We start from the raw sequence: 11,017 nt of genomic DNA, 5'->3' as shown, positions 1-11,017 counted from the left end.
ATGGCTGATATTCTGTATTTTGGACGCCTCAGCGATGTCACCGGCAAGGATAGCGAAAAACTGGATATACCCGCTGCTATTACAGATACAGCCGCACTGCGCCGCTGGTTGGACGAGGAAAAGTCAGCCGATGGCGCCTTCCTGGACAAGAGCGTCCGTCTCGCCATCAATAACGAAATCGTCGTGGATCCACATCCTGTATCCAGAAGTGACGAGATCGCTTTCATGCCCCCCGTCGGCGGCGGCTGAGATTGATCATGATCACCATTACCCCCCATCCATTCAACGCGGCCGAGGCCCTGGAGGCGTTTCAGAAGGAGGCGCGCGGTGCTGGCGCGATCGTGACCTTCACGGGGCTCGTGCGCGACACGGCATCGGATGGCGACGTCACGGGGCTGCACCTTCAGGCCTATTCTCCCATGACCGAACGCGGCGTCGAAAAGGCGATAGCAGAGGCCAGGAAGAGGTGGCCTGTCACCGCCCTGCGTATCATCCACCGGACCGGCGACATGGCGCCCTTCGACCCCATCGTCTTTGTCGCCGCCGCCTCGGCCCATAGGCGTGCGGCTTTCGAAGCGGCAGACTTTCTGATGGACTACCTGAAGACCGAAGCAGTCTTCTGGAAAAAGGAACTTACCCCGACTGGCGGTCGATGGATCGAACCGCGCGCCGAGGACTATAGCGACAGTGCCCGCTGGTCGCAGACAGATACGGAGAAAGCCTGACATGCACGGCATCAATGAGAGCCTCGAATTTCACCCCGTGCGCATTGCCGTTCTGGTGATGAGCGATACCCGGACACTTGAAACAGACACGTCCGGCCTCACCCTGGCAAAACGTATCGAAGCCGCCGGCCATGTCGTTGCCGACCGCAAGATCGTGCCCGATGACAAGGCGGCGATCCGCGCGCAGGTCTCAGCCTGGATCGCGGACCCCGACGTGGACGTAGTCATCACAAGTGGCGGGACAGGCCTCACCGGACGCGACGTGACGCCAGAGGCTATTACCCCGCTTTTCGACAAGGTGATCGACGGCTTCTCGGTGATCTTTCATCAGGTAAGCTATGAGAGCGTGGGCCTCTCCACGCTCCAGTCCCGCGCCATTGCCGGGCTGGCCAGTGGAACCTTTATCTTTTGCCTGCCGGGCTCCAACGGGGCGGTCAAGGATGGCTGGGACAAGGTCATCTCGCTACAGCTCGACAGCCGCCACAAGCCCTGCAACCTCGTGGAGCTCATGCCCCGCCTGATGGAGCATATGGAGCATTCCCATTGAGCGACCTTACTCATATCGGACCGGACGGCCGCGCCCGGATGGTCGATGTCGGTGCCAAGGCGGTCACGGAGCGCGTTGCCATCGCCCATGGCCGGGTCCGCATGCAGGCAGAGACGCTGGAGCTCGCCGCCAGCCGCGACACGAAAAAGGGCGATCCCATCGCCATCGCAGAGCTTGCCGGCATTATGGCCGCCAAGCGCACCTCGGACCTCATTCCGCTCTGCCATCCTCTGCCGCTCTCTTCTGTGAAGGTCGAGATCGAGGCAGACAGGGATGCGTGCGCCCTCACCGTCACGGCTCGCGTGAAGACCAGTGGTCAGACCGGCGTCGAAATGGAGGCGCTGACAGCCGTCTCGGCTGCCTGCCTGACACTCTATGACATGCTGAAAGCCGTCGACAAGGCGATGACCATTGAGGGGGTCGAGCTTCTTGAGAAAACGGGCGGCAAGTCCGGCGACTACAGGAAAGGAGCAACATGAACGGCCTGATCAGCGTGGATGACGCCCTTGCCGCCATCGCAGGAAATGCTCTGGATTTATCCATCGAATGCCTGGCAATCGAAGACGCTCATGGCCGCCGGCTCGCCGAGGATGCTTGGGCGCGCGTCAGCCGCCCCCCAGCAGATATGTCCGCAATGGATGGGTATGCTGTGCGACTGGAGGATGTGCGCTCCCCCGGCACCCGGCTTTCGGTCATCGGCGAAGCCCCGGCAGGCGCGCCTTTTGCCGGTAAGGTGGGCCCCGGAGAGGCGGTCCGGATTTTTACCGGCGGTGAACTCCCCGCAGGCGCTGACCACATCGCGATCCAGGAAGACACCACCCGTGACGAGAGCACAATTGTCTGCGTAAACGGCTATGGGTCGCCGCAATTCGTTCGCAAGGCGGGCCGTGATTTTGACGAAGGCGACCTGCTCCTCCCTGAAGGGGCCACGCTGGGCGCTGCTGAGCTGGGCTTACTTGCCGCCGGGAATATCGGCGAGGTGAAGTTCCTGCGCCGTCCCCGGATCGGCATTCTCGCCAATGGCAATGAATTGAAGCCCCCCGGGAGCGAGCTGGACCGCGGCGAAATCGTGAATTCCAACCCGGTTGCCCTTGCTGCCCTTATCCGCGACTGGGGCGGAGAACCGGTCGATCTCGGCATTGCCGAAGATACGCTGGAGGCCATCGCGGCGCGCATCGAGACGGCGAAGGACATCGACATCTTCCTTCCTGTCGGCGGGGCTTCAGTGGGCGATCATGATCTGATGCGCCCGGCCTTCGCCGCGGCTGGCTTTGAACCGGTTTTCGAGAAGATAGCTGTACGGCCGGGCAAACCGACCTGGTTTTCCAGACGGAACGGAACGCGCGTGCTCGGCCTGCCGGGAAACCCCGCATCGGCCCTGGTCTGCGCGCAATTATTCCTGAAACCGCTGATAACGGGCACGCCGCAGAGCCTCGTCCCCGCAAGTCTGGCCTGCGACATTGAGGCGAACGGGCCGCGCGAGCACTATATGCGCGCCTTCGTATCCCTCTCTGCGGACGGCAGGCTGACCGTCGACCCGGCGCCGGATCAGGACAGCTCCCTGATCAAGCCTTTCGTGAAGAGCGCAGCCCTTCTACGCCGGCTTCCGGATGCGCCCGCAAGGAAGCGCGGCGAGCCGGTGGACATCATTCTCACCAGCCTGCCGCGCTTCTAGTCTTCCCGATTAGTCCTGCGTGTAGCCCGTCTGGCTCATCACATAAGCGATAATGGCTGTGCGCTGATCTTCGCGCGGGACGCCGGCAAAGCTCATACGGTTGCCTGGCAGGAAATTACGCGGACTGGTGAGCCACTGGTCCAGTTTCTCGGGCGTCCACTCAAAGTCTGCGTCCTGAAGGGCCTTCGAATAGTCGAACCCTTCACGTTCGCCCACATGACGGTCGAACAGGCCATAGAGATTGGGGCCCAGAAGCGTCGGACCACCCTCGACGAGCGAGTGGCAGGACGAACACTGCATGAAAAGCCGGCGGCCTGTGGCGTAATCAGCCGAGGCATAAGGCTCAGGCAGACCAGAAAATTCAGAGGCCGCCTCGGTCTCCGCAGGCGCGGCGGCTGTCTCCGCCTCCTCGGGTTCAACGTCAGCAGCCGGGGTCTCCACAGCGTCGTCTGCAGCATCAGACTGCTCGGCCGGTGGCGCGTCGGCCTCGAGCTGAGCGGGCTCTTCACTACCGCCGCCGCACGCGCCAAGTCCCGCAGCGAGCACAAGCGCGAGCGCGGTCATTCGAAATTTCATAGGGTGTCTCCAATCAACCTGTTGGTACCGTGGCGTCCAGTCTAGGCCGCGTCGAAGGCCATGCAAAAGGAAAACAGGCCCATCGGACGATTGGTCTCATGTGGTCCGGCTGATCAGACGGCAGGGTCGTTGACGCCGGCAACATCGAGGATCGGAGAGGCTTCGATCTTGTCTGCATCCAGGAGGGAGACGACGCGCAGCAGGGCAGCAGTGATGCTCGCCTGCTCCCAGTCAGCCAGCTTGCCGAACCGCGTCCGGAATGTATCCTGCAGAAGGTCGGGGGCGCCGTCGAGGGCAGCCAGACCCTCCTCTGTAATATGGACCCAGACGCGGCGGCGGTCACTCTCACCGCGCCGCCGGTCCACCAGGCCGTTCTCCTGCAATTTGTCGATCAGGATGGAAATCGTCGCCTGCTTCAGATCGACGGCCTTGGCCAGGTCGCCGGTCAGCGTGTCGCCTTGCGTGCGCAGCACCTGAAGCACCAGAAGCTGCGAGGCTGTCAGCCCCGTTTTCTGCGCAACAGCCTTCACATTGCTTGCCGTCGCCTTCAGGACGCGCCGCAGCGCGACGAGGGCCACCTCGGCCTGATCCTGCATATCCTCACTCCACATATCTGCATGCGCCGCCGAAAGGCGCAGCGAGTCGAATCCTTCCGATAATTGCGCCATTTTATCAATTGTCCTTTGGTGAAATATATATTTTTAAAACTAATCAACTCGGGGAAAATTTTTGTCTTATATCGCGCTAAAAAACCATTTTGTCTCTCAATCTAAATCTCTGGCGCGCATGGGTTGACCCCAAACTCGCGACACTTATATAGATAGTCAAACAATGTTTATTTGGCAAGGTGCAGCTACGGAACACCCGGAGGCGCCGGCCATTACTAAATTGGAAGCGGGCTAGGAATTATGACCACTGACGCTGTTACAATCGAGGCACCCAAGAGCGAGGACGGCGCTGCCGTCCACGATCTTATCGCGGCCTGTCCGCCGCTCGATACGAACTCGCTCTACATGAACCTCATCCAGACCACGCATTTCGCACAGACGTGCGCGCTCGCGCGCGAGGATGGCGAAGTCATCGGATGGGTCAGCGGGCATATCCCCCCGGAAGAGCCTGAGGTCTTTTTCCTCTGGCAGGTCGCCATCGGTGAAAAGGCGCGCGGGAAGCGTATTCCCAAACGTCTCGTCGCCGACATCTTCTCGCGCCCATCCTGCAAGAATGTGCGCTTTCTGAAGACCACGATCACGCCGGATAATGAAGCCTCATGGGGCCTCTTCAAAAGCCTTGCACGGTGGCTTGACGCTCCGCTTGAGGACACCACCTTCTTTGACAAGGACAAGCATTTCAAAGGCCGTCACGACAGCGAGATCCTCGTGACAATCGGCCCTTTCGACCGGCCGGCAAACAGCTAGCCGCCAAGTCTCGCGCTTAGATACGCTCAAAACCAGACCAGACAGGAGCAGAACGCATGCCGTTCACAGACATTCAGGAAGACATTTTCGAAAGGCGCGAATCGATCGTGCGCAGCTATTGCCGCAATTTCGATACGCTTTTCACCAGTGCCAAAGGCTCGGAAATGACCGACGCCAACGGCAAGACCTATATCGACTTTCTCGCCGGGTGCTCGACCCTCAACTATGGTCACAACGACCCGGACATGAAGAAGGCGCTGATCGCCCATATCGAGCGCGATGGGATTGCCCATGGCCTCGACATGTATACCGACGCCAAGGCCGAGTGGCTGAAGGCTTTCGAGGAATACATCCTCAAGCCGCGCGGTATGGATGACTACAAGATCATGATGACCGGCCCGACCGGCACAAATGCCGTTGAGGCAGCCGTGAAGCTTGCCCGCAAGGTTACTGGCCGAACCAATGTCATCGCTTTCACCAACGGCTTTCATGGCATGACCATGGGCGCCCTAGCGCTGACCGGTAATGCCGGCAAGCGTGGCGGTGCAGGCACTGGCAGCGTCGGCCTAACCGGCACGACGCATCTGCCTTATGCCAATGCTTTTGGCGAAGACATCGACACACTCGACCAGATCGAGATGATGCTCGACAATCCGTCTTCGGGCGTCGATGCGCCGGCAGCCTTCATTTTCGAACCCATCCAGGGCGAAGGCGGCCTCAATGCAGCTTCTGCCAAGTGGATGAAAGGCATTGCGGACCTCGCCAAGAAGCATGGCGCCCTGCTCATCGTGGATGACATCCAGGCCGGTTGCGGCCGTTCGGGCGACTATTTCGGCTTCGAAATTGCCGGCATCAAGCCGGACATCATTACCCAGGCCAAGTCGCTTTCCGGCATGGGTCTTCCCTTTGCCTGTGCACTTATCAAGAAAGAGCACGACATCTGGAAGCCAGCCGAACACAATGGCACGTTCCGTGGCAACAACCACGCCTTCGTGACCGGCAAGGTGGCGCTGGAGAAGTTCTGGAAGGATGATGCCTTCATGAAGGATGTCCGCAAGAAAGCTGACATTCTGGAAGCTGGCCTCAAGAAGATTGTTGATGTCATTCCGGGCTCGCGCCTGAAGGGCCGTGGCATGATGCAAGGCGTCGATGTGACGTCGGGCGACATCGCCTCCGAGATTTGCAGCCGTGCCTTTGAAAAGGGGCTCATCATCGAGACGTCCGGTGCAGACGACGAGGTCGTGAAAGTCCTCGCCGCCCTGACCATCCCCGAGGAAACGCTCAGCAAGGGTCTCGAAATCCTTCTCGAAGCGGCCAAGGAAACAATCGACAACTCAAAAGTCGCAGCGGAGTAAAATAAAATGATCGTACGCGATATGAATGAAATGAAAGGCACAGACCGTGCCGTGTCCGATGCGCAGTGGACGTCCTACCGGATGCTGCTCGCAGACGACAAGATGGGCTTCAGCTTCCACATCACAGTGCTGGAAGCCGGCTCAGAGCATACCTTTCATTACAAGAACCACTTTGAGAGCGTGTACTGCATGAAGGGCAAGGGCTCGATTACCGACCATGCCACCGGCGAGACCCATGAGATCAAGCCTGGCGTGGTGTACGGCCTTAACCTGCACGACAAGCACACGCTGCGCGCGGAAGAAGAACTGCACATGGCCTGCTGCTTCAATCCGCCGGTGACCGGCAAGGAAGTTCACCTTCCGGACGGCTCCTATGCGGCAGCCGAAGACCTTGAGGACGCAGATTAAAGCGCCTCCCAAACCAGACACGTAGCCCGGCCAGTCCGGGCTACGTGCTCACTAAAACCAGACCAATTCCTGGGGACGAAATCCCATGACGCATACAGTTGAAAAGATCGGCGGAACCTCGATCGCGAACACGCCGGTTATCCTGGACAATGTCCTGATAAACGGGCGCGAAGGCGCTGATCTCTATAACCGCATTTTTGTGGTGTCGGCCTATGCCGGCATGACCAACCTTCTGCTCGAGCACAAGAAGACGGGCAAGCCCGGCGTCTATGCCCTCTTCGCCAAGGCCGAGAACAAGTGGCAGTGGAGCGAAGCCCTAACCGAGCTGGCCGCCGCCATGCGCGAAAAGAATGAAGAAATTTTCGGCGACCACCCCGACAGGAAAGTCGCGGACAATTTTGTGCTTGAACGTGTCGAAGGCGTCCGCAACTGCCTGATCGACCTTCACCGCCTTTGTTCCTATGGCCAGTTCCGTCTCGACGAACACCTGATGACGGTGCGCGAGATGCTTGCAGCCCTCGGCGAGGCGCATTCAGCACACAATACGACGCTGCTTCTGCGCCAGCACGACATCAATTCGGTCTTTGTCGATCTGACCGGGTGGCGTGACGAGGAAAAGATGCCGCTGGACGAGCGCATTCAGACGTCTTTGAAGGATGTCGACTTCTCCAAGGAGCTTCCGATCTGCACCGGCTATGCAAGCTGCAATGAAGGCATGGTGAAGCTCTATGACCGCGGCTACACCGAGGTCACCTTCTCTCGCATCGGCGCTATCACCGGTGCTTCTGAAGCGATCATCCATAAGGAATTCCACCTTTCCAGCGCTGACCCGAAACTGGTTGGCAATGACAAGGTGCTGAAGATCGGCAAGACCAATTATGACGTCGCCGACCAGCTTTCCAATATGGGCATGGAAGCGGTTCACCCGAAGGCTGCGAAAGGCCTGCGTCAGGCTGGCGTGCCGCTTCGCGTCAAGAATACGTTCGACCCGAGCGATGCTGGCACGATCATCACCGATGATTTCCATCCTGAAGAGGCCCGTGCCGAGATCGTGACCGGCATAAAGAACATCTACGCCTTCGAACTGTTCGAACAGGACATGGTCGGCGTCAAAGGCTATGACGCAGAAGCGCTGAAGGCCCTGACACGTCACAAGGTATGGATCGTATCGAAGAGCTCGAATGCGAACACCATCACGCACTATGTCGACTGCACCCGCGAAGCACTGAACCGGGCAGCGGCTGAACTCGAAGCCAAGTTCGAGAACGCAGAGGTGACGACCCGCAAGCTCGCCATCGTTTCGGTCATCGGCGCTAATCTCGACGTACCGGGAATGACGGCGAAGGCGACGACTGCGCTCTATGAAGCCGGCATCAATATGCTTGGTCTTCAAAAGCTGACGCGCAGCACCGACCTGCAGCTTTTCGTTGCCGAAGAGGACTATGATGAAACCGTCCGCGTCCTGCACAAGGCGCTGGTCGAAGATGGGAAGTCCTCGGAAATTCGCACTGCCGCCTGATGCCCTATACAGGGTCGATCAACGAACAGGCGACAGAACACCGGAAGGATCGTCTCGGGTCATACCGTAACGTTCTGGCGGTTACGAGCGCCCTGACATTGCTTCAGGGCGCTTCGGCTGCCCTATCCGTCATGATCGCGCTGAGCCTGGCAAATGCCGGCGCATCGAATGCTGCCCTTGGTCTGGTTGCGGCGTTCTTTGCGGGCGGGTTCCTTACCGGAGCCCTGCTATCGCCAGCGCAGATTGCGCGGATAGGGCACATCCGGTCCTTTTCCTTCTTTGCTGCCATCGCCATCATTGCTTCGCTCAGCTTCACGCTGGGCGTCAGCATTATTGGCTGGGCAATTGTGCAGGGCGTTATCGGCATCACAACGTCCGCCCTGCTGACAGCCGGCGAAAGCTGGATTGCAGATGCCGCGCCCGCCCAGAGCCGGGGGTCAATCCTCAGCTTCTATCACGTAGTCGCCAAACTCGGCGCGATTGGCGGGCCCTTTATCGTCATGGCCGCTGCAGGTGGCGGAACCGGCTTCATGCTGGTCGCAGTCCTCTTCGCCCTCACCATCCTTCCCGTGACAGCGACCCGGCAGATCCAGCCGGAAATCAGTACCAGCAAGCCATATGGGCCAAGGAAGATTTTCAGGCTTGCACCAGCCGCTGCCATGGCGGCTTTTTGTGCCGGCGCCGTCAGTAATTCCGTCGCCCAGCTCTATCCGATCTATGCCCAGACCGTCGCGCCGGCCCAACCGGCGAGCTTTTCAGCGAACTTCAACGCCGCCGTTCTGGCGGGTGCGATGGTCGGTCTCTGGCCCGCCGGCATGATCTCTGATCGCATAGACCGGCGCATGGTGATCGCGGGCACCGGTATTATCGGGGCCTTGTGCGCACTTGGCCTTGGCCTTCTGGCCGGGCATGTTCCCCAGTTCGCCATCCTTGCACTTGGCTTTGGATATGGCGTTGGCGCGCTCTCCTATTATGCGGTGGCCGTCGCCCATGCAGCAGACCGCGCAGATGCGTCGCAGGCCACTCCCATGATGGCCGGTATCCTGATCCTCTGGGGGGTCGGTTCGATCGCCGGACCCGCCGTCGCAGGGCTGGTTATGACGCCTCTGGGAGGGGAAGGCCTGTTTTTCTTTGCGGCCGGCGCCCTTGCTCTTCTGGCCGCGCTGATGTTCACACGTATAGTCAATACCGTCCCTGTCGACCTTGAGGACAAGGAACCCTTCAACGCCACCCAGGCGACCAGCCTCGCGCTATCGGACCTCGACCCGCGCGGCGAAGACACAAGTGAGCAGTTCGACCTGTTCCTGGCCTGGATGGCATCACAAGAGACCGACGAATGATATTAGCCAGCTTTGTAGTCATCCTGATCATCTTCCTTGGCGTGGGTCTGGCCTCGGCCAGAAAAGCTACGGGGGAGAGAAAGGACTACTACATTGCCGGTCAGAGCGTCTCTCCCTGGCTCGCCGGGCTTTCCGCCGTTGCCACCAACAATTCCGGTTATCTGTTCATCGGTGTGATCGGCTATGGCTACGCCACAGGCCTGTCCGCCGTCTGGCTTATGTTTGGCTGGATCGTCGGCGACTTTATCGGCTCGACATTCATTCACCGCAAACTGCGCACGGCCACGGGCGTGACCAATGAGGCCTCGTTTGCCTCTGTCCTGTCGCGCTGGCATGGCGACGACTTCGCGCTCTGGCGCAGGATTGCTGCCGTCATCATGGTCGTGCTGCTGATCGTCTATGGCGCCGCCCAGATCACAGCCGGCGCAAAAGCGCTGGAAGGCGTTTTCGATGGCTTCAACTGGCGCATTGGCGCGATTGGCTCGGCGGTCATCATTCTTGCCTACTCGATTGCAGGCGGGATCCGGGCCTCCATCTGGACCGACGCGATCCAGTCAATCTGTATGCTGGTCGCGCTCTTCATCCTGTTCTTTGTCGGCGTCAGCTGGGCTGGTGGCTTCACAGGCATGATCGATCAGCTTCGGCCGATGGATGACGGCACATTCATGAACCTGCTGCCGGAAGCTGACGAACTTCTCATGACAGGCGCCCTCGGCTTCGGGCTCTTTGTTCTTGGCTGGCTGTTTGCCGGTTTCTCCGTTGTGGGGCAGCCGCACATCATGGTGCGCTTCATGGCGCTCGACGATGACAAGAACATGCAGCGCACGCGCGCCTGGTATTATGGCTTCTTCATCGTGTTCTATATCCTGGCTGCAGGCCTTTCCCTGCTCGCCCGGGTCTATATGCCCGACGCGGCCAGTATCGACGTGGAGCTTGCCCTTCCACGCATGGCAGAGGCGCTTCTGCCAGATGTTCTCGTCGGCCTTATTCTCGCGGGCATCTTCGCGGCTACCATGTCCACAGCCGACTCCGTTGTCCTATCGTGCTCAGCGGCGATTACCCATGACCTCGTCCCGCAGAGGCTCGAAAAGCCATGGCTGCTAAAGGCGGCCACAGCGTCGGTTACGATCTTCGCCCTCGCTCTGGCCCTGATGGACAATCAGAGCGTCTTCAGCCTGGTGATCATCGCCTGGTCTGCGCTTGCGGCGGCCTTTGCGCCGATGCTGACGCTTTATGCCCTCAACCGGCGCATCAGCGAGCCAACCGCCATCGTTATGATGCTTCTCGGGATCGCGATAACGCTCGTCTGGCGCTTCGGGCTCGGCTGGCAAGGCGGTGTCTATGAGGGCCTGCCTGGCATCCTGATCCCACTGATCATCGGCTGGGTGCTGTCGCGCCCCGCCACGAAGACCGAACTGGAGCAGAGCCCCGTCGTGGAAACGCCGGAGCCGTAAGCT

General features: G+C 59.8%; 13 protein-coding genes. 11 read left to right on the top strand and 2 right to left on the bottom strand.

What is annotated here, in order from left to right; all coding sequences use genetic code 11:
* Genes moaD through ABNU55_RS00290 form a run of 5 tightly spaced genes read left to right on the top strand, consistent with a single transcriptional unit; the run spans position 1 to position 2,947 of the window.
* Complete coding sequence (gene moaD / locus ABNU55_RS00310) at positions 1 to 249, top strand: molybdopterin converting factor subunit 1 (RefSeq protein ID WP_290754486.1); 249 nt, start codon at positions 1 to 3, stop codon at positions 247 to 249.
* A gap of 8 nt (positions 250 to 257) precedes the next feature.
* Positions 258 to 725, top strand: coding sequence for a molybdenum cofactor biosynthesis protein MoaE (locus ABNU55_RS00305; RefSeq protein WP_290754485.1), 468 nt, complete (start codon positions 258 to 260; stop codon positions 723 to 725).
* A 1-nt stretch (position 726) separates the two neighbouring features.
* Positions 727 to 1,272, top strand: coding sequence for a molybdenum cofactor biosynthesis protein B (gene moaB, locus ABNU55_RS00300; protein WP_290754484.1), 546 nt, complete (start codon positions 727 to 729; stop codon positions 1,270 to 1,272).
* Positions 1,269 to 1,751: a cyclic pyranopterin monophosphate synthase MoaC gene (gene moaC / locus ABNU55_RS00295; RefSeq protein ID WP_290754483.1), complete on the top strand. Its 483-nt coding sequence runs from the start codon at positions 1,269 to 1,271 to the stop codon at positions 1,749 to 1,751. The genes moaB and moaC overlap by 4 nt, the downstream gene beginning before the upstream one ends.
* Complete coding sequence (locus ABNU55_RS00290; protein WP_290754482.1) at positions 1,748 to 2,947, top strand: molybdopterin molybdotransferase MoeA; 1,200 nt, start codon at positions 1,748 to 1,750, stop codon at positions 2,945 to 2,947. Before moaC ends, ABNU55_RS00290 begins: the two co-directional genes overlap by 4 nt.
* A gap of 9 nt (positions 2,948 to 2,956) precedes the next feature.
* Here ABNU55_RS00290 and ABNU55_RS00285 read toward each other — a convergent pair whose 3' ends face one another.
* Together ABNU55_RS00285 and ABNU55_RS00280 are read right to left on the bottom strand one after the other, a co-directional pair.
* The gene (locus ABNU55_RS00285) at positions 2,957 to 3,523 is read right to left on the bottom strand and encodes a cytochrome c family protein (RefSeq protein ID WP_290754481.1); all 567 of its coding nucleotides are present in this window, start codon (positions 3,521 to 3,523) and stop codon (positions 2,957 to 2,959) included.
* 113 nt (positions 3,524 to 3,636) lie between these two features.
* Positions 3,637 to 4,191 (bottom strand): MarR family winged helix-turn-helix transcriptional regulator, encoded by a 555-nt coding sequence (locus tag ABNU55_RS00280; RefSeq protein WP_290754480.1) that lies wholly within the window; start codon positions 4,189 to 4,191, stop codon positions 3,637 to 3,639.
* Positions 4,192 to 4,431: 240 nt separating this feature from the next.
* Here ABNU55_RS00280 and ectA point away from each other — a divergent pair, with 240 nt between their 5' ends.
* From ectA to ABNU55_RS00250, 6 genes are all read left to right on the top strand, one after another.
* Positions 4,432 to 4,938 carry a diaminobutyrate acetyltransferase gene (gene ectA / locus ABNU55_RS00275; protein ID WP_290754479.1) on the top strand — a complete coding sequence of 169 codons (507 nt, stop codon included), beginning with the start codon at positions 4,432 to 4,434 and terminating at the stop codon, positions 4,936 to 4,938.
* Between the two features lie 56 nt (positions 4,939 to 4,994).
* Entirely contained in the window at positions 4,995 to 6,293 is a 1,299-nt protein-coding gene (gene ectB, locus ABNU55_RS00270; protein ID WP_290754478.1) for a diaminobutyrate--2-oxoglutarate transaminase, read from the top strand.
* Positions 6,294 to 6,299: 6 nt separating this feature from the next.
* Positions 6,300 to 6,701, top strand: coding sequence for an ectoine synthase (locus ABNU55_RS00265; protein WP_290754477.1), 402 nt, complete (start codon positions 6,300 to 6,302; stop codon positions 6,699 to 6,701).
* Between the two features lie 85 nt (positions 6,702 to 6,786).
* Positions 6,787 to 8,220, top strand: a complete 1,434-nt coding sequence (locus tag ABNU55_RS00260) for an aspartate kinase (RefSeq protein ID WP_290754476.1) — start codon at positions 6,787 to 6,789, stop codon at positions 8,218 to 8,220.
* Positions 8,220 to 9,560: an MFS transporter gene (locus tag ABNU55_RS00255; RefSeq protein WP_348764173.1), complete on the top strand. Its 1,341-nt coding sequence runs from the start codon at positions 8,220 to 8,222 to the stop codon at positions 9,558 to 9,560. Before ABNU55_RS00260 ends, ABNU55_RS00255 begins: the two co-directional genes overlap by 1 nt.
* Entirely contained in the window at positions 9,557 to 11,014 is a 1,458-nt protein-coding gene (locus ABNU55_RS00250; RefSeq protein WP_290752678.1) for a sodium/proline symporter, read from the top strand. The genes ABNU55_RS00255 and ABNU55_RS00250 overlap by 4 nt, the downstream gene beginning before the upstream one ends.
* The last annotated feature ends 3 nt before the right edge of the window (positions 11,015 to 11,017 follow it).

Origin of the sequence: uncultured Henriciella sp., from assembly GCF_964005855.1 — a bacterium.
GTDB lineage: Bacteria > Pseudomonadota > Alphaproteobacteria > Caulobacterales > Hyphomonadaceae > Henriciella.
This window is presented reverse-complemented; position numbering and strand designations above follow the sequence as displayed.

What these genes read in the sequence shown, in the direction of transcription:
- ectA (WP_290754479.1), top strand. Translation starts at nt 4,432, where the DNA reads ATGACCACTGACGCTGTTACAATCGAGGCACCCAAGAGCGAGGACGGC.
- ABNU55_RS00305 (WP_290754485.1), top strand. Translation starts at nt 258, where the DNA reads ATGATCACCATTACCCCCCATCCATTCAACGCGGCCGAGGCCCTGGAG.
- ABNU55_RS00255 (WP_348764173.1), top strand. Translation starts at nt 8,220, where the DNA reads ATGCCCTATACAGGGTCGATCAACGAACAGGCGACAGAACACCGGAAG.
- ABNU55_RS00260 (WP_290754476.1), top strand. Translation starts at nt 6,787, where the DNA reads ATGACGCATACAGTTGAAAAGATCGGCGGAACCTCGATCGCGAACACG.
- ABNU55_RS00290 (WP_290754482.1), top strand. Translation starts at nt 1,748, where the DNA reads ATGAACGGCCTGATCAGCGTGGATGACGCCCTTGCCGCCATCGCAGGA.
- ABNU55_RS00250 (WP_290752678.1), top strand. Translation starts at nt 9,557, where the DNA reads ATGATATTAGCCAGCTTTGTAGTCATCCTGATCATCTTCCTTGGCGTG.
- moaB (WP_290754484.1), top strand. Translation starts at nt 727, where the DNA reads ATGCACGGCATCAATGAGAGCCTCGAATTTCACCCCGTGCGCATTGCC.
- ectB (WP_290754478.1), top strand. Translation starts at nt 4,995, where the DNA reads ATGCCGTTCACAGACATTCAGGAAGACATTTTCGAAAGGCGCGAATCG.
- ABNU55_RS00285 (WP_290754481.1), bottom strand. Translation starts at nt 3,523, where the DNA reads ATGAAATTTCGAATGACCGCGCTCGCGCTTGTGCTCGCTGCGGGACTT.
- ABNU55_RS00265 (WP_290754477.1), top strand. Translation starts at nt 6,300, where the DNA reads ATGATCGTACGCGATATGAATGAAATGAAAGGCACAGACCGTGCCGTG.
- ABNU55_RS00280 (WP_290754480.1), bottom strand. Translation starts at nt 4,191, where the DNA reads ATGGCGCAATTATCGGAAGGATTCGACTCGCTGCGCCTTTCGGCGGCG.
- moaD (WP_290754486.1), top strand. Translation starts at nt 1, where the DNA reads ATGGCTGATATTCTGTATTTTGGACGCCTCAGCGATGTCACCGGCAAG.